At 43.5% G+C, this 17,613-nt stretch carries 23 protein-coding genes; 21 read left to right on the forward strand and 2 right to left on the reverse strand.

What is annotated here, in order from left to right:
- Positions 1-25: 25 nt before the first annotated feature.
- From AB1K91_RS00930 to AB1K91_RS00985, 12 genes are all read left to right on the forward strand, one after another.
- Positions 26-496, forward strand: a complete 471-nt coding sequence (locus AB1K91_RS00930; RefSeq protein ID WP_413087776.1) for a PTS sugar transporter subunit IIA — start codon at positions 26-28, stop codon at positions 494-496.
- An 11-nt stretch (positions 497-507) separates the two neighbouring features.
- Entirely contained in the window at positions 508-825 is a 318-nt protein-coding gene (locus AB1K91_RS00935) for a PTS fructose transporter subunit IIB (RefSeq protein ID WP_413087458.1), read from the forward strand.
- Between the two features lie 12 nt (positions 826-837).
- Positions 838-1,926 (forward strand): PTS fructose transporter subunit IIC, encoded by a 1,089-nt coding sequence (locus AB1K91_RS00940; protein WP_413087459.1) that lies wholly within the window; start codon positions 838-840, stop codon positions 1,924-1,926.
- Between the two features lie 19 nt (positions 1,927-1,945).
- A complete protein-coding gene (locus AB1K91_RS00945; protein ID WP_413087460.1) occupies positions 1,946-2,800 on the forward strand; it encodes a class II fructose-bisphosphate aldolase in 855 nt (284 codons plus the stop codon).
- A 20-nt stretch (positions 2,801-2,820) separates the two neighbouring features.
- Positions 2,821-3,720 carry a ketose-bisphosphate aldolase gene (locus AB1K91_RS00950; protein WP_413087461.1) on the forward strand — a complete coding sequence of 300 codons (900 nt, stop codon included), beginning with the start codon at positions 2,821-2,823 and terminating at the stop codon, positions 3,718-3,720.
- Between the two features lie 245 nt (positions 3,721-3,965).
- Positions 3,966-4,265, forward strand: coding sequence for a hypothetical protein (locus AB1K91_RS00955; protein WP_413087462.1), 300 nt, complete (start codon positions 3,966-3,968; stop codon positions 4,263-4,265).
- Positions 4,262-5,041, forward strand: a complete 780-nt coding sequence (locus AB1K91_RS00960) for a hypothetical protein (RefSeq protein WP_413087463.1) — start codon at positions 4,262-4,264, stop codon at positions 5,039-5,041. The genes AB1K91_RS00955 and AB1K91_RS00960 overlap by 4 nt, the downstream gene beginning before the upstream one ends.
- 2 nt (positions 5,042-5,043) lie before the next feature.
- Complete coding sequence (locus AB1K91_RS00965; protein ID WP_413087464.1) at positions 5,044-5,439, forward strand: thiol-disulfide oxidoreductase DCC family protein; 396 nt, start codon at positions 5,044-5,046, stop codon at positions 5,437-5,439.
- Positions 5,440-5,551: 112 nt separating this feature from the next.
- Positions 5,552-6,961: a right-handed parallel beta-helix repeat-containing protein gene (locus tag AB1K91_RS00970; protein WP_413087465.1), complete on the forward strand. Its 1,410-nt coding sequence runs from the start codon at positions 5,552-5,554 to the stop codon at positions 6,959-6,961.
- Positions 6,962-7,163: 202 nt separating this feature from the next.
- A complete protein-coding gene (locus tag AB1K91_RS00975) occupies positions 7,164-9,428 on the forward strand; it encodes an endonuclease (RefSeq protein WP_489686328.1) in 2,265 nt (754 codons plus the stop codon).
- 276 nt (positions 9,429-9,704) lie between these two features.
- The gene (locus AB1K91_RS00980) at positions 9,705-10,082 is read left to right on the forward strand and encodes a KGG domain-containing protein (RefSeq protein ID WP_413087466.1); all 378 of its coding nucleotides are present in this window, start codon (positions 9,705-9,707) and stop codon (positions 10,080-10,082) included.
- A 158-nt stretch (positions 10,083-10,240) separates the two neighbouring features.
- On the forward strand, positions 10,241-10,351 hold the full coding sequence (locus AB1K91_RS00985; RefSeq protein WP_413087467.1) for a YjcZ family sporulation protein: 111 nt from the start codon (positions 10,241-10,243) through the stop codon (positions 10,349-10,351).
- A gap of 22 nt (positions 10,352-10,373) precedes the next feature.
- On the opposite strand, the gene AB1K91_RS00990 is transcribed toward AB1K91_RS00985, so the two are convergent.
- Both AB1K91_RS00990 and AB1K91_RS00995 read right to left on the reverse strand, forming a co-directional pair.
- Positions 10,374-10,832, reverse strand: a complete 459-nt coding sequence (locus tag AB1K91_RS00990) for a YrvL family regulatory protein (RefSeq protein WP_413087778.1) — start codon at positions 10,830-10,832, stop codon at positions 10,374-10,376.
- A 79-nt stretch (positions 10,833-10,911) separates the two neighbouring features.
- Positions 10,912-11,220 carry a GNAT family N-acetyltransferase gene (locus AB1K91_RS00995; RefSeq protein ID WP_413087468.1) on the reverse strand — a complete coding sequence of 103 codons (309 nt, stop codon included), beginning with the start codon at positions 11,218-11,220 and terminating at the stop codon, positions 10,912-10,914.
- Positions 11,221-11,441: 221 nt separating this feature from the next.
- Here AB1K91_RS00995 and AB1K91_RS01000 point away from each other — a divergent pair, with 221 nt between their 5' ends.
- The 9 genes from AB1K91_RS01000 to lepB all read left to right on the forward strand — a co-directional run bounded on the left by AB1K91_RS01000 (position 11,442) and on the right by lepB (position 17,612).
- Entirely contained in the window at positions 11,442-12,068 is a 627-nt protein-coding gene (locus tag AB1K91_RS01000; RefSeq protein ID WP_413087469.1) for a LysE family translocator, read from the forward strand.
- A gap of 69 nt (positions 12,069-12,137) precedes the next feature.
- The gene (locus AB1K91_RS01005; protein WP_413087470.1) at positions 12,138-13,223 is read left to right on the forward strand and encodes a DNA alkylation repair protein; all 1,086 of its coding nucleotides are present in this window, start codon (positions 12,138-12,140) and stop codon (positions 13,221-13,223) included.
- Between the two features lie 12 nt (positions 13,224-13,235).
- Complete coding sequence (locus tag AB1K91_RS01010) at positions 13,236-13,820, forward strand: LOG family protein (RefSeq protein WP_413087471.1); 585 nt, start codon at positions 13,236-13,238, stop codon at positions 13,818-13,820.
- A 123-nt stretch (positions 13,821-13,943) separates the two neighbouring features.
- Positions 13,944-14,831, forward strand: coding sequence for a helix-turn-helix domain-containing protein (locus tag AB1K91_RS01015; RefSeq protein WP_413087472.1), 888 nt, complete (start codon positions 13,944-13,946; stop codon positions 14,829-14,831).
- Position 14,832: 1 nt separating this feature from the next.
- Positions 14,833-15,402 carry a hypothetical protein gene (locus AB1K91_RS01020; RefSeq protein ID WP_413087473.1) on the forward strand — a complete coding sequence of 190 codons (570 nt, stop codon included), beginning with the start codon at positions 14,833-14,835 and terminating at the stop codon, positions 15,400-15,402.
- 98 nt (positions 15,403-15,500) lie between these two features.
- Positions 15,501-15,854: a VOC family protein gene (locus AB1K91_RS01025; protein WP_413087474.1), complete on the forward strand. Its 354-nt coding sequence runs from the start codon at positions 15,501-15,503 to the stop codon at positions 15,852-15,854.
- Positions 15,851-16,429: an AAA family ATPase gene (locus tag AB1K91_RS01030; protein ID WP_413087475.1), complete on the forward strand. Its 579-nt coding sequence runs from the start codon at positions 15,851-15,853 to the stop codon at positions 16,427-16,429. Before AB1K91_RS01025 ends, AB1K91_RS01030 begins: the two co-directional genes overlap by 4 nt.
- Positions 16,430-16,499: 70 nt before the next feature.
- Complete coding sequence (locus AB1K91_RS01035) at positions 16,500-16,988, forward strand: YbaK/EbsC family protein (protein WP_413087476.1); 489 nt, start codon at positions 16,500-16,502, stop codon at positions 16,986-16,988.
- Positions 16,989-17,084: 96 nt separating this feature from the next.
- Positions 17,085-17,612 carry a signal peptidase I gene (lepB, locus tag AB1K91_RS01040; RefSeq protein WP_413087477.1) on the forward strand — a complete coding sequence of 176 codons (528 nt, stop codon included), beginning with the start codon at positions 17,085-17,087 and terminating at the stop codon, positions 17,610-17,612.
- Position 17,613: the final 1 nt, after the last annotated feature.

Genomic DNA, 17,613 nt, shown 5'->3' on the forward strand with positions numbered 1-17,613 from the left:
TTAATAGGAGGTCTAAGCATTGAGCATGAGAATAGATGAGTTAGAGTTTAGTAAAGTCATTTCTGAAGATCTTATCCAATTAGATTTAAAGGCAACCTCAAAGATTGAAGTCATTGAAGAATTAACGAATCTATTGTATGTAAACGATTGCATAAGCGATGAAGAGGGTTTTATCAAGGATGTGATGTACCGTGAAAATGAAGGTGTGACAGGTCTAGAAAAAGGAATTGCCATTCCCCATGGAAAATCAGCATATGTTTTGAAAACTTCTATTGCCATTGGAAGGACCAAGAAGCAGATAGAGTGGGAATCGATGGACGGGAATCCAATTAATGTCATCATCTTATTTGCTGTGAAGGATACTGATAAAACGACGACACATATTAAGCTGCTCCAGAAAGTGGCTGTATTATTATCTGATGAAGAGAAGATAGAGCAGTTCCAAATACTTCAAACGAAGGAAGAAATCTTACACTTATTATCTCGAAACCTTTAGGAGGAATGAATATGAATATTGTTGGAATCTCTGCTTGTACTTCCGGTATCGCCCATACGTATATTGCGAAAGAAAAACTAATTAAGGCAGGGTTTGAATTCGGACATAAGGTTCGGATAGAAACGCAAGGGACGATAGGCATAGAAGATGAACTAACAAAAGAAGAAATCGAGGAGGCGGATTTGGTCATTATAGCTGCTGATATCAAAGTAAGTGGAAAAGAACGCTTTAAAGGAAAAAGAATTGTTGAAATCCCAACTAATATTGCTATAAAGGCACCGAAGCAATTATATAAAAAGATCGAGGCCGAGTTGAATTCAAAACCATAAGGGGGCCGCTATATGTTAAAAAAACTTCAGATTAAGAAGCATGCTTTAACCGCTATATCCTTTATGTTGCCTCTTGTTGTCGCATCAGGTCTGCTCATTGCGATAGGAAATTTAACTGGCGGAACAGTTATTGAGAATTATCAGGAGGCATATTCAATTCCATCAGCACTTGTTTCTTTAGGTGTACTTGGTATGGGGTTACTAGCTCCTGTTATTGCAGGTGCCATTGCCTATTCCATAGCTGATAGACCTGGAATAGCACCTGGACTTTTGATGGGTCTCATTGCGAATGCAATTGGAGCTGGTTTCTTAGGTGGTATGCTAGGTGGATTTATCGTGGGTTACTTTGTTTTATTCCTTAAAAAACATTTAAAGGTACCAAAATGGGCAGAGGGATTAATGCCGATGATGATTATTCCCCTCATTTCCAGTGTGGTCGTCGGTTTGTTGATGTTCTTTATCCTTGGAGTGCCGATTGTGTGGGCAACAGATGGATTAACTTCCTTTTTAACGAGCATGCAAGGATCGATGAGATTTGTCTTTGGGGCTATTTTAGGAGGCATGGCAGCATTTGATTTTGGTGGACCAGTCAATAAAGTGGCTTCCCTGTTTGCAGATGGACTTTTACTGGAAGGCATTTACGAACCTGAAGCGGTGAAGATTTTGGCGTCGATGGTACCTCCATTTGGGGTAGCGATTTCCTGGGTCTTGTCAAAAATGCTGCGTAAAAAGCGTTATACAAAATCGGAAGAAGACAATATCAAGATCGCATTCCCAATGGGGGTTTGTATGATTACGGAAGGTGTTATCCCGATTGCTGCCGTTGATATTGTGAGAGTTGTCGTCTCCTGTACTACTGGTGCAGCAATCGGTGGGGGATTCTCCATGATGTGGGGAGTGGGATCACCGGTTCCATCGGGCGGATTGTTTATCGTACCAGCCATGACCCATCCATTCCTTTTCTTATTGGCTTTGCTGATTGGATCAGTGATTACTGGTGTCATGCTGTTTCTTTGGAAGAAAGAACCTGCCAATGAATATGCAGAAGATACGACAGAGGAAGAAGAATTTGATCTATCGGATTTAAAAGTTAACATCTAAAGGATTGGAAGTGATCGATATGTATGTATCCATGAAGGGTATGCTTAATCGAGCAAATACCGGAAGATACGCAGTCATGGCGATTAATTGCTTTAATTTAGAAACTGCTAAAGCAGTCATCGATGCAGCACAGGAATTAAGGGCACCAATCATCATTGATTTACTTCAGGATCATTTGAAGGCTCACTTAGGCAGTAAATTGCTTACACAGCCAATTATCGAGATGGCAAATGCAGCAAGTATAGAGGTTGCGATAAATCTGGATCATGGCCAGGATATTGGTTTTGTCAAAAGGTGCTTAAATGATGGCTTCTCCAGTGTCATGATGGATGCTTCATTCCATCCAATAGAGAAAAATATAGAAATCACCCGCAATATGGTTGAATTTGCGCAAGCATATGATGCCAGTGTGGAAGGCGAAGTAGGAAGCATCGGCTCCATTTCCGGTGATTCTATGACCAAAGACAAAATGTATACAGATCCGGATGCAGCTATTGATTTTGCATTAAGAACAGGAATAGATGCGTTAGCCATCTCTTATGGATCAAGCCATGGAAACTATCCGGATCATTATGTCCCAGAATTCCGGTTTGATATTGTCGATAAGATTAAGCAAGCAACAAATATCCCTTTGGTCTTACATGGAGGATCAGGCTGCGGAGAGGAAAACATCAGAAAATCAATCGAGCTCGGAATCAATAAGATCAATGTTGGATCGGATTTTATGAATGCCCAAGTTCATTGTATAAAAGAAGATTTAAAAGAGAATCCAGAGCTTAGCTATTTTGATTTCATACACCGCACAGTATCTGCCGGTAAAGAACTAGTGAAGTATTATATCCGACTATCCCAATCTGAAAATAAGTCCATTTGAATAAGAGGAGAGATAAGATTATGTTAGTAAATATGAAACAGCTGTTAGAAGTAGCGAAAAAACATAAATTTGCAGTAGGTGCTTTCAATGTAGCAGATAGTAATTTTCTAAGAGTTGTAGTGGAAGAAGCTGAAAGAAATAACTCACCTGCTATTATCGCTGTACATCCAACAGAATTAGAGTTTACAAAGGATGACTTTTTCAGTTATGTACTAACCAGAATAAAAAATAGCCATGTACCATTTGTACTCCATATGGACCACGGAGGAAATGTGGCTGATATTATGAGGGCCATACGGGTTGGCTTTAGTTCCGTCATGATCGACGGTTCCCTATTACCACTCGAAGAAAATATCAAGGTAACAAAGGAAATCGTCGAAATAAGCCATCCATTAGGTGTATCAGTAGAAGGTGAATTAGGAACAATCGGAAACACTGGAACTTCCGTAGAGGGAGGAGTGTCGGAGGTCATCTACACAAGACCGGAAGATGCAAAGGAATTTGTAGAAAGCACGGGAGTGGATACGCTAGCTGTTGCGATTGGCACATGCCATGGCATCTATCCAAAAGATATGGAGCCAAAACTTCGCATGGATATTTTACAGGCCATTAAACAAGAGGTGGATATTCCACTTGTTCTCCATGGTGGATCTGCAAACCCAGATGAAGAAATTGCCGAAGCCGTTAGTATTGGAATTCAAAAAGTAAACATATCATCAGACTACAAATTTGCTTTCTATAAAAAATGCCGTGAAATACTAGCAGCAACTGAACTATGGGACCCAAACGTCATCTATCCGGAGTGCATCAAAGCTGCAAAAGAAGTAGTAAAATATAAAATGGGATTATTCAATTCGTTGGATAAAGCAGATTTGTATCGTAATGAGAATGTTCTAGCCTGGAGACATGAGTCGTTATAAGAACGATATGACTAATACTGGAGATCATGTGATTTACGACTATGGTTAGATTTGTTTTGCAGGAAAGGCATGGGATTACATCCCATGCTTTTTCGATTGTCCATCGTGCTGCTCCTAACCCGCAAAATCCATCCTTATCCTGGCTGCGATAATCAGCCTGATATGATTCCGAATTGGAGTAATTAATAACAGACATTTACATTTAATCAAACGTCTTTGCTACAATGAGGGGAAGGAGTGGTGTGATGAATGTCATCTTATTGTTCGGACCGCATGATGTCGGAAAAATGACAGCGGGACAGGAGTTGGAGAAACAATCAGGATATCGATTGCTGTATATGCCAATGGATCTGCTAGTACCATTTTTCAGGAAACAAATGCGTCGTTTATCCACACGCTTCAGAAATGAACTATTTCGGTCTGTAGTTACGACTGATGGAGGAATAAAAGAAGCAAAATGTATAGAAATAAAGACGGATGATCTGTCTGCCTCTGAGGCAGCAGAACGAATCATCCAGCGTTTCGGATGGGAGGGCGAACGATGAGATTAAAACATAAATTTGGAGCCGGTTTTTTGCTTATCAGTTTGTTTTCCCTGTTTGTAGGATTAAATGGATTTCTGGCAGAGAATCAGGGGATTGGTGTTGGAGGAGCACTGATCTTTGCAATGTATATGAGTCCTTTTGTATTGATCTATGGAATCTTTATTTCATGGCTGATCAGCACAAAAATAACGCCAGTGGACTTGGGTAGCTCAGGACTATATGTTGCGCTGCATGGCTTAGGCGGACTTCCTTTTTCAGCTGCAGCCTTACCTTCGCCGGTTCCAGCGACGCTGTTATTCACTGCAGGTCTAGGTGCATTTTTAGCTATACTCTTTGCACTGATAGAACTTGCTCTGATATATGTGACAGAGAAAGGGCGACTCGGATGGCTGGTTCTCTATGTGCCTTTACCGCTCTATCTGACAGTCTTCATCATCGGTCAGATCCAGTCGGTACCAGCACCGACAGATGAAGTGGTGCTCGATGATCCAGGCTATTCTGCCAGAGAAGCGGCTGTCTTAGTTACAGAGCGACATGGGCAAGGAGAGAATGGCGGATTTCCAGCTGAAACAGGCAAGGTGGAGCAATGGGATATGTTCGGAGAACGTTTTACGAGAGAAACGGTTATCGAAGCCGTTCCGGGGGAAAAAGAAACGTATTATGTGACATTGATGGAAAAGAATTTGGACCGCCGGGAAGTCTACAAGACAACCTATCTGACAAAAGAAAATGAATTGATACTGCATAATAGAGTGAGTGAAGAACAGGAGGGCTAGAAATGGACAACGAGGCGATCATTCTTTTTGATGGTGTATGCAATCTGTGCAATAGCAGTGTCCAATTCATCATTAAGCATGATAAAGGAGCCTATTTTAAATTTGCTTCCCTCCAAAGTGATTTCGGCAGTAAGCTGAAAGAAGCAAAACAGATTCCTGACGAAGTCGACAGCATCATATTTGTGGAGGGAAACAAAGTATATACGCAATCCAGTGCGGTTTTACGTATTGCCCGCCACCTGGACGGAGCCTGGAAACTAGCTGCTGCTGCTTTGATCATACCGAGGCCGATTCGAGATAGGATGTATCGGTATGTAGCCAGGAATCGTTATCGTTGGTTCGGCAAACAAAATCAATGTATGCTGCCATCCCCCGAATTAAAAGAGCGATTTTTGTGACAATAAAGATTTTATGAAGATTACGCTCTGCTCCTATACAAATTGGTCGATGACAGGTATCATACTAGCAGTAGCCAAGAACGGCAAATATTGCATAGAAAAGAGTCGGCAAATGAGATTATCGATCCTGATCGCAATCGTACTGTGCTTGATCAGTGCAGGCATCTATTCGATTGCAGCAAACAACAAGAAGGAAGTCGAAGCGATAACCGTTCCAAAACAGTTATTCGTCGCCACTGATGGAGATGACGGGAATGAAGGAACAAAGGAGAAGCCTCTTCGTACGATTCAAGCGGCAGTGGACCAGGCTTCAGCCGGTACAACCGTCTACATTCGCAAGGGAACGTATTCAGATGGATTTGATGTGACCAATAGCGGGACGAAGGAAGCGCCATTGGTGATTCGTAACTACGAAAATGAAGATGTGGTCATCAGCGGGAAAGGACAGACGATGGATGAAGATGCAGCGCTGGTCAACGTGGATAGCAAGCGCTACATTACGATTCAGGGACTGACCCTTCAGGACTTAACGACGGATTCGCCTGATTATGCTGTGATGGGTATTTCTGTATCGGGCAATAGCTCTTATATCAATATCATTCAAAATCACATCCATCATATAGGGAATACAGCAGATGAAGGGAATGCCCATGGTATTGCGGTATACGGCACTGGTAAGATGGAACAGATCCGAGTCATGGACAATATTGTGGAAGAATTGACTCTGGGAGCCAGTGAAGCGGTGGTATTGAATGGCAATATCGATGGTTTTGCTGTTACAGGCAATACAGTTCGCCATAATAACAACATCGGTATCGATCTGATCGGCTACGAAGGGGTAGCGGAAGATACAGAGGCTGATTATGTAAGAAATGGGACAGTTCAAGGTAATGTGGTCCATGATAACTCTTCCTATGGTAATCCGGCATACGGTGAGGATTATTCCGCAGGCGGCATTTATGTGGATGGTGCAAAACATATCAAAATCAAAGGCAATACTGTTTTCCGCAATGACTTAGGTATCGAGGCAACTTCCGAGCATAAAGGTCGGTACGCAGAGAACATTCTCATCACTGAAAATGAAGTGTATGAAAACAACTACACAGGTATTTCAATAGGTGGTTATGATGAGGAACGCGGCGGAACTAAAAATTCCTCCATCACCTATAACGTACTTTATCAAAACGATACCAAAGATCTTTATGGCGGTCAGCTGCTTTTACAGCATGATATCAGAGATAATGATATTTCACATAATGTATTTACATCCAGTAAAACAGGGCTGTTCATTTCCAACGATTTCCTGACGAACTACAATACAACGATGAATCGCAATGTGTATGATAAAGACACGGAAAACAGCTGGATTTGGAACCAACACGAATACAATGACTTTGGCAGTTATCAGCAAGCGACTGGACAGGAAGAAGATTCTGCATATTTGGAAGTGCATTACATGGATGCTTCCAGTAAAGATTTCACCTTGAAAGTAGGCACGACTGCTCAGGCAGTCATAGATTAAGTAAAACCTGCATGCGACAGCATGCAGGTTTTTTCGTGCAATGGTTGTGAAATGATAAGGAAACCATCTTTTAGATAGTAGGATTACAGCAACGTAAATATTCTCTATTCTTTGTAGGTTTTCTGTAAACGGACGCAAACCGGGTGGAGTATTTGCTATGCTTTGTCTATAAAAATAAGGGAGGAATCTGCTCGTGAAGAGAGTGGTGGATTGGAAAAGCTTTGTATTCGCTGTCTTACTTATCCCATTTACTGTATTTGGCTTTGGCGCGCATAGCGATGCTGAGACCGCAGCTGACCCAGCTCCGGAAATACAGCCGAAGGGAGAGGCGAATGGGAAAAGGGTATTATTTGATAATACGCATGGACAGACTGCCGGTGCAGCAGACTGGGTGATCGATGGTGCTTTTTCCGATTTTGGTGATGCATTGGCTGAAGAGGGCTATTTTGTTAAGGAGCTAAGGAAAACATCAGCTATTACTTATGAAGATCTGAGCGGGTATGATGTTTTCGTCATTCCAGAACCAAACATCGCATTTAAGAAATCCGAGCAGGATGCAATGCTTCGCTACACGCAGGAAGGCGGCAGTATCTTTTTCATCGGAGATCATTATAATGCAGACCGCAACTATGATCGGTGGGATTCTGGCGAAATCTTCAATGGTTACCGCCGAGGTGCATTTGACGATCCAACCAAAGGAATGTCGGAAGAAGAGGCAAATTCCGATCGGATGCAAGGGGTGGAGAGCTCCGACTGGCTTGGAGATAATTTTGGTATCCGCTTCCGGTTTAATGCTTTAGGTGATATAGAATCCGGTCAAACTGTAGTGGATCCATCTGACTCATTTGGTATTACGGAAGGTATTGAAGTGGTAGAATCCCATGCCGGATCTACATTGACAATCCTCGATCCGACAAAGGCAAAAGGATTGATATATTTCCCGGAAAATATCCCTGCATGGCCGAATGCTGTCGACCAGGGGGTATATGCTGGCGGCGGGATTGATGAAGGGGCTTTTGCGGCCATTTCGAAAGTGGAGCAAGGAAAAGCTGCATTCATCGGTGACTCTTCACCTGTAGAAGATGCGACACCGAAGTATCTCCGCGAAGACAACGGACGTACGAAGCGTACGTATGATGGCTTCACCGGGGAAGGAAATAACGGACAGTACATGCTGAATGTCATGGAATGGCTGAGTGAAAAGGAAAGCTATGCTAGCTTTGAGGAGACATCCATTACTTTGAGTGAGAAGACACCTTTGCTCGAAACGGATGCAATCAATGAAAATCCTGAACTGACTACGGAAACACAAGCAGAGCCATGGACCAATCCTCCAGCTGGTTATCGCTGGTATGATCCAAGTACGTTTGCCGCTGGTTCCTATGGATCGGATGAAGTCGCTTCCAATCCTACTTATGATGTAGTAGCACCGGCTACTTTGCCGACACAGCAGGAATTCACCGTACGGATTGTCGTAGAGGATTTGGAACCAGGTGAAACATTGACAGGTCTGCAGTTGGGTGCCTATCTGCCAGGAGGTCAGCAAATTGGGAAATTCAATACGACGGGAACTTGGCCGAGCAGCTATGGGTACAGCACCAGCTTTTCCGTTACTGCGGATGCGGCAGGAAGAGCTTCAGTGGACATACCTGCTCAATTGAATCCTGCCACTGCGGATGGAACGGCAAACCTGCGACTTCGGAAGGATGGCAGTAATCTATTGACGAAGTCCGTACAGGTCGGGAATGTGGATGCAGAGCCATTGCCGGATGATGAAACAGAACTGCCGCAGCAGGTAGCCATCCAAGAAGCGCGTAAGGCTACGGATGGTGAGGTAGTAACGGTTGAAGGCATTGTAACATCGACCCCAGGCAGCTTTGGCGGAAAAGGGTTTTATCTGCAAGATGAGACTGGCGGAATCTACGTTTTTCAAGATAGTGACAGCTTTAAAGCTGGAGATTTGGTCCAAATCAGTGCGGTAAAGACTACGTATAATGGAGAAGTGGAAGTCACGGATATCATCAAGTCCGAAGTTATTGGACAAGCAGATATTCCCGCACCAAAGACCGTGTCTGTTATTGATGACACGAATCAAGGCCAGCTCGTTAAACTTAAGGAAGTGACGATTAATAATATCGAGGCGTTTGGCACTTATGGTACATTTGAGTTTGATGCAGAAGCAGCTGACGGGAATGTAGTTCGTGTGCGGGTCGATAATAGAATCGGGTTGAATCATGATACCTTCGTCTCCCAGTTCCAGGTTGGAGAAAAAGTTGACATTACAGGCGTATCCTCAATCTTCAATGATACGTATCAGCTTAAACCTGTTTCGTCAAATAATATTGTCAAATCAGTGCAAACAGATCAGCCTGCACCTTGTAAAAATGACAACGGAAAACATAAAGGTGCCGAAAAAGGAAAAGGGAAAGGGAAAGGGCACGATAAGAGCTGGAAATGTGCATCTTAAAATATCTGGATTAGCAGGGAATACAGCATTTCCTGCTTCTTTTTTTGCATATCTTTCCTCACCCTCACTTGCATTCTTGCTGCCTATTTATAACTAAAGCACCCCCGAAACTGTGCACTTTTACCCGTTTTAAAAACGGAACTTTCCTATTGTTAGACTTTATTCCCAACTTCTCCTCCTTATGTTTATGCAGGTATGGTTCGGGAATACATTCACTAAGCGCGGCCGCGCAACGTTAAACTACTACGAAAGAGACATCTGGAGGAGGAGATTAACATGGCACAGAACAACAATAATAAGATGAGTTATGAAGAAGCAGGTAAAAAAGGCGGACAAGCAACATCCAATAGTCATAACAAAGAATTTTATCAAGATATTGGCTCGAAAGGCGGACAAGCGAATGCTGATGCGCATGACAAAGAGCATTTCCAGGATATCGGTTCTCAAGGCGGACAAGCGAATGCTGATGCACATGACAAAGAACATTTCCAGAATATAGGTTCTCAAGGCGGTAATGCGACAGCTGATAGTCACGGACAGGATTTCTATGAGGAAATCGGCTCCAAGGGCGGAAATGCAAATGCTGATGCTCATAATAAAAAGCATTTTCAGGAAATTGGCGCAAAAGGCGGCCGTTCCAACAAAAATAATTAAGAAAGCAGCGTGAACAATTGAGAAAGCAAAAGTGATCGCTTCCGAATTCACTGATTCGGAAGCGATTTTTGCTGTTTAAGGGATATTTCTTATGTGTTAATCGGTACCCATATGAAGACTCATACATAGAATGACTTGAATCAAAAAGGAGGGATATCGTGTCTGAAGGTTATGGCAAAGGTTACGGTGGCGGTTTCGCGCTTTTGGTAGTACTTTTCATCTTGTTGATCATCATCGGTGCTTCCTACGTTGGCGGCTACGGTTATTAATTAAAAGGAAAAGAAGCCGCGTTCATTCAGTGCGGCTTCCTTTCTTCTTTTTGGTTTCGAGATCTAAGGTCACCTCGGTCAGTGCGATGAAGGCGGCAAGGACAATCTCTGAAAACCAAGCTATTTTTACCGGATCATATAAGCCGTTCACGATGGAAATGATAAGCCAATTCATCACGAAATTCAAAGAAAAGGCAAACATAAATTCATGGAGTGTCTGTGTCTTGCGCTTCCTGATGAGTAGCTGATAGAAGGCTTTTGTGAATAACTCCCCGAATAAGCTTAGAACAAGATAAATGCCAACAAACATGGCTAGATGCTTAGGCGATTCGTAAGCAACCCCAAGGATACTGAATGCACCCAAGAAGCCGAAATAATAAATCACGGCCACAAAAGCAACCGCACATGCTACTAATATAGATAGAATGATTGTTATCAGTATCTTTGAATCTTTGTTTTGCTTCATCTTTGTCTGTCTCATTGCCACCGCTATCACCCCATATTTTCTCTCTGACTTTTCATACGTATAATACAGCTGGAAGTTTCATATAGATGGATAGTCAGCGCGAAGTAGGCTGTAATGGCCATATCCAGAAAAATACCATCAATCTTTCATATTGACGTAAAGTCCCTTCTTCATAAAAACCTGATTTCTCCAATAGGCTGCGAGAAGGCATATTTCCAGGCTCCAACTTTGCTTCAATCTTGTTAAGCCCTATAGTATGAAAGCCTTCTTCGAGCAAGATTTGCCACGCCTGACTCATAGATCCCCTTCGCCAGAATACCTTGTCTATCTCATAGCCGATTTCGCACGTTGGTTCATCGTGTCGATATAATTCCGATGATTGTGTAGCAATTAACGTTATCAAGTTGTCTCATATATAAGATCATTTCTTCTGCTTGCTTTACAGATTGCATAGGATTGTTATTCATAAAGGCAGTCACATCAGGATCGGACCAAAATTGGTGCATCGGAAACAGAAATTGGACATAGTCAGATTTGGTGTTTGGACAAGCTGCATAGACCCTTCGTTGTATAAATAATCAATTTTATGTATTTTTAATGTAATCTATTAGGCGGTGATAAACGATGTTATCTTTGTTTCTGACAAACTTGCTGTTAGGGCTCTCAATCGCTTTGCCTGTTGGAACAGTAACGATAGAAATGACGAAGCAGGGCTTGAAAAACGGTTTCTGGCATGGATGGATGGTCGGAGTCGGTGGTATGACAGTCGATTTTCTGCTGATGGTCGCCCTTTTTCTCGGTTTGGCCCCGATTTTGGCAGTCCCGGCAGTCCAAACGGGAATGTGGCTGCTTGGTGCTCTTTTCTTATTGTATATTGCATATGACAGCATCAAAAATGCGGACAAGCAGATTACGATCAACGGTGAAAAAACGACAAAAAAGCTGTTGTCATCTTACAAAAATGGACTACTTGTAGCAGTTTCCCCTAGTAATCTCGTATTTTGGATAAGCGTTTTCGGAACCTTCTTATCCAGCAGTTTTTCTGAAGGGAGCGAGCTATCATTCATTGTCGCCGGACTCGGTATCCTGGCAGGTATACAGGTGCATGATATCGGCCTGATGAGTATCGTCGCAGGTACGAGGAAGGTAGTCAATGAGACATTCGTCAAATGGGTTTCCATTGGCGCCGGAATAATTCTCAGCTATTTTGCCATCCTTTTCTTCGTTCAATTTTTCAAGCGTATTTTCTGACAACTCCATTTGTAGTTTACCGCTTTTTTCCTGTAGAATATAGACAAAGATATCCTGGAGGCGGTAAAGGTGGCAGAACCTCTGAAAGCTATGTATACGAGAGAATTCCTGGAAGGTTTCGCTTCCAAGGTGAAACAAGCCTATCATGACTTCGATCACAGAGCCTTCGTGGAAGGAGTGATGGATGAGAGCTGGGAATATCTCGAACTAAAAGGTCGGATACGGAAGATCAGCCAGGTACTCGGATCTTTCCTTCCAGGGAATTATCCGGACGCTGTAGGTATACTGCTGGCTATCCAGGACCAATGTGAAGGGTTTCCTTATTTATTCTTCCCGGACTTTGTAGAAGTTTTCGGACAGGAGCCTAAGCATGAGGAACTATCGCTTCACGCTTTAGAGCAATTCACGAAGCGATCGACTGCAGAATTTGCCATCAGGCCATTCCTGATCAATTCACCGGAGCGGATTATGAAAAGAATGTTGCAATGGGCACAATCAGATGATCATCATGTACGCCGTTTGGCAAGCGAAGGCTGTCGCCCAAGGCTACCGTGGGGACAGGCACTCAAGCAGTTCAAAGCAGATCCTAGTCCTATTTTTGAGGTACTGGAATTATTGAAAGTTGATGCATCCCTCTATGTACGGAAAAGTGTCGCCAATAATTTGAATGATATTGCCAAGGACCATCCCGAGAAGGTCATTAAGACGGCCAAACGCTGGAGCGGATTTTCCCCAGAGACAGACTGGATCATCAGGCATGGATGCCGCACCTTGCTGCGGAACGGGGAACCGGAAGTAATGGCTTTATTCGGGTATGAAGAAACAGTTGGAAATCTGAAAGACGCCATGATAGCTGCGGATCGCCATCGCATAAACATTGGAGAATCAGCTAGTCTGACGTATTCCTTTAAAGTGGGGAAGCAGACAAAGTTACGATTGGAGTATGCCATTGATTTTATTAAAAAGCGCGGGGCGTCGAGGAAAAAATTCCTTCTCTCGGATCGGATTTTTACAGAAGGAGAAATCGTGATGAAAGAACGGGCCCATAACTGGAAAGACTTGACCACCAGGATTCATTATCCAGGCGTGCACCGGATTGTCTTGCTGGCTAATGGTATAGAAATAGCGCACACTGATATCGAACTGATTAAGTAAAGGAGTGGAACGATGAAACGGATTGCAGTATTCTGCGGCTCAAGCGAGGGTGCAACGCCTGCATACATCGCTGCGGCTAAGGAATTAGGGAAAACATTGGCAGACCAAAATCTGACACTTGTGTATGGCGGTGCGAGTGTAGGATTGATGGGAGCTGTGGCGAATGGTGCGATGCAAGCAGGGGGGCATGTCATCGGTGTGATGCCTGATTTCCTGGAGAAGCGGGAAATCGCGCATTCCCATGTGTCTGAACTGATCGTCGTTTCTTCCATGCATGAACGTAAAGCGAAAATGGCTGACCTGGCTGACGGCTTCGTGGTACTTCCTGGCGGTCCGGGAACACTTGAGGAGTTTTTCGAAATCTTCACATGGGCCCAGCTCGGATTGCACCAGAAGCCACTCGGTATCTTGAATATAGAGGGTTATTATGATTTGCTGGTGAACTTATTCGACCACATGGCGGATGAACGTTTCATGCATGAGAAATATCGGGCAATGGCGTTGGTAGATGCCGACCCGGCAAGTCTCCTTGATAAATTTCGTCAATATGAGGCACCCGAAGTTAAAACATACATCAAAAGGACAGAGCAGACGTGACAGCGTCTGTTTTTTATTTTTCTCTCTTGGGATCATACCTTCAAATCCGATTTTTCAATTAGCAAAATTTATCAAAAAAAGATCATGTTCTTACGATAAGCTGTAGTCATAGGAGGTGAATGAATGCTAGCTCATGAATCGGCCATACAAACTGCAATTTCTTTCATAGAAAATAACTTGCATGAGTCTCTCACAGCGGATCAAGTTGCCAGTCAAGCTGGCTTCTCCAAATACCATTTCCATCGATTGTTCCAGTCTTCTGTTGGGCTGTCGTTCACAGATTATATCCGTCGGAGAAGACTGGCAGGGGCATCGGCTGCGCTGCTGCATTCTGAATTGGGAATTCTCGATATCGCGTTCATGTATCAATTTGAGTCTCAAGAGGCATTTACCAGGGCTTTTAAAAAGCATTACAACCTTCCGCCAGGAAAATATCGTCGCATGATGCGGGGAGCACTGCATCAAAAGGAGGAAAAGATGGAAGCAAATCAAGTAAGGGGATGGGTATTAAGCGGATCCGATCCCCACAATTATGAAATGGGTATTGACTATAAGCGGGTACATCAGGGTAAGGCGTCGGGCTACCTAAAGTCAAAGACGGTCATGGGGGCAGAAGAGTTTGCAACCATGATGCAGCAGTTCAAGGCGAAAAAATATTTGGGTAAAAGACTGCAGCTTACTTGCTTCATCAAAACCGAAGATGTCCAAAGCTTTGCCAGCATGTGGATGAGAGTGGATAATACATCCGACGATATAATCCAATTTGATAATATGAGCAACCGTCCGATTAAGGGTTCGACCAATTGGACCCGATATCGTATCGTACTCGATGTCCCGGATAATAGTGCGGTCATTTCGTTCGGAGTGATTTTATCCGGTAGAGGCAAAGTCTGGGCGGATGGCTTCCGGTTTGATGAAGTAGATGAATCGGTTCAGACAACGAATTTGGATATGACATATGATTTGCAAGATGAACCAATCAATCTAGCTTTCGAGGAAGAGTTGGACTGATATGCTTGATATGTTGATCAACGTCATCCAGCTCATCTTATTGTATTGGAAACAAGGCGTTCCGGGTGAGGTGTTATTCGTATGGATGCCAATGCCATTTTTGCTTATGGTATCTGAATTGATCACCCGTCGCGTTCTCAAACAGCCCTTGCATAGAGCTTCTGCTTACGTAAAACTCTTAGGTACATGTATTGTATTGAGTGGAGCATGGATTGCGCTGCTTCCCGGCTTGCTTCATATTGCGGGGAAGCTGCAGTTGATCTCCATCACCTTTTTTCTCGATGAAGCTGTGTTATTGGCAGGTATATCCTTGGCGATTGCAGCTTGTCTGCTTCCGCTATCCGTCATATGGATTAAGATAAAGCATCGTGTGATGAAATACTTCTATGTTGTTATGTGCGGCTTAATCTATACGATGTCATTGCATTTTGCAGCGGTAACGGAAACGGAAGTGCCACTGGTGATTAATATACTATTAGGACTAGCGTTCTGCATGCTGGCAGTCGCCGTACCGAACTTGGATTATACAGATGAACAAACGACACATCGCCTCAAAGGACAGCATACGTAAATGCCGGTCCTTTTTTTATGCTCTCATTCTAACCTATTACCTATATTGCCAGCATCCTCACTATGGTAAAATATTCAAAAAAGAGGAGGCGTTGCAGTGTGTCAGATTTCCAAATTGGCAGTGTATTCGTGCATGTGAAGGATGCGAACAAAGCAGCGAATTGGTATGCAAATCTTTTAGGTAAGCCAGAGCCAGAGCCTGCAGCAGGTCCAGTGCAATTCATGGAAACAGCCGACGGAAGGGGACTCGTCATTGATGATAACCGGAACAATGCACCAGATATCCGGCCGGCGTTCATGCTCGAGACAGCAGATATCCGTTCGGCATATGAACGTGTCACTTCCCAAGGGGGCAGGATCGTTAGGGGCTTGGAAGAAGATGAAGCTGTCGCATTCTTCAATTTCCAAGATCCTGATGGCAATATCGTCATGGTATGTGAGCAGCGTAAATGATCGTATGGATTAACGGGGCATTCGGCTCGGGCAAGACACAAACTGCAATTTCTCTTAAGAATCGCCTCCCAAATGCTTACATATACGATCCGGAAAGAGCAGGCTTTTACATAAGGAAAAATATTCCGGAATCGATGCAGAAACCTGATTTTCAGGAACATTCACTCTGGCGTTCCATCGTACATGATCATCTCGCCTATTTAGCTGCAAATACAGATGACATCATCATCGTTCCAATGACCCTTACTGATCCGCTCTACTACAAAGAAACCATCGGCCGATTGCGAAAACAAGACCACCAAGTCTATCATTTTGTGTTGGATGCTTCAGAAGAAACATTGCGCCAGCGTCTTGCCAAGCGGGGCAATGGACAGAGTTCCTGGGCTGCTCAGCAGATATTGCGCTGTGTACGAGGCTTATCGGATCCGTTATTTGAAAATAAGCTGATAACAGATAACATGACTATAAATGAGGTAGTCGAGGCTGTCGGCAGACATGCCGGTCTTCGCCTGCAGAAGGATCGACGCTCATGGCTGTCGATCCACTGGTTTCGATTCACATCGAGGTGGAGATAGTCTTATAATCCAATGTGACTTGTACTGTGATGTACTATTAATAATGCTTGAAGAGTAGGTGAATTATGAAATGAGTATCGAAAGCGTTAAAAAATATTTAGCGAATTACAACCGTAGCAGTGATATCATAGAGCTCGACCTGTCCAGTGCTACGGTGGAGCTTGCAGCAACTGCTCTCGGAGTGAAGCCTGCACGCATTGCTAAAACATTGGCATTCAGAGGGAAAGAAGCGGCAGATTCTGTTTTGATTGTTGCGGCAGGAGATGCAAAAATTGATAATAAAAAATTCAAGCAGTTCTTCGGTGTAAAAGCACGGATGCTTTCGGCTGATGAAACATTGGAACAAACAGGTCATGCTGTTGGGGGGGTTTGTCCGTTTGGGTTGAAAAACGATCTGCCGGTCTATATGGATGTATCCTTAAAACGTTTCTCCACTGTGTTTCCTGCCTGTGGAAGCAGTAATTCAGCTATAGAATTGACTTGTGAAGAACTTACTGAATATGGCAAAGGGAAAGAATGGGTAGATGTATGCAAGAGCTGGGCTGGCGATACGGAATGATGTGTGTCAGAGCTCCTGCTTTGCTTCTAGCTCTGACACTGCTAAACTAAGCAAGTACCCTATACTTCACAAAAAGATAGGTTAGGAGAAAGAATCATGTCAGATAATAATACAAAAAAAGAGATATTTTCCTGGTTGAAAGCAATCGGGATCGCTGTTGTCATTGCTTTTGGCTGCCGGTATTTCTTATTTACACCGTCAACGGTCCATGGAGAGTCGATGCTGCCGACGTACCATGATAGTGATCACGTCATTGTCAGCAAAGTTTCGAAGATAGAGCGGAATGATATCATTGTGTTCAACGCTCCCGATGCGGATGCCCATTATATCAAGCGGGTAATCGGTCTTCCTGGGGATACAATCGAAGTGATGGATAACGTGCTGTATGTGAATGGTGAGGCCCAGGATCAATCTTATCTGCCGGAGGATATGGTAACGGGCGATTTCAAACTCAAAGAATTGACTGGCGAGGAGAAGGTGCCGGAAGGTGAAGTGTTCGTGATGGGAGATAACCGCACGAACAGTAAAGACAGCCGCATGTTCGGTTTCATTTCAGATGAAGAAGTAATCGGAGAAGTGAAGATGACTTTCTATCCATTCTCTGATTTTCATATTGGAGCCTGAT

This window comes from Terribacillus jepli (assembly GCF_047228925.1).
Classification (GTDB): domain Bacteria; phylum Bacillota; class Bacilli; order Bacillales; family Amphibacillaceae; genus Terribacillus.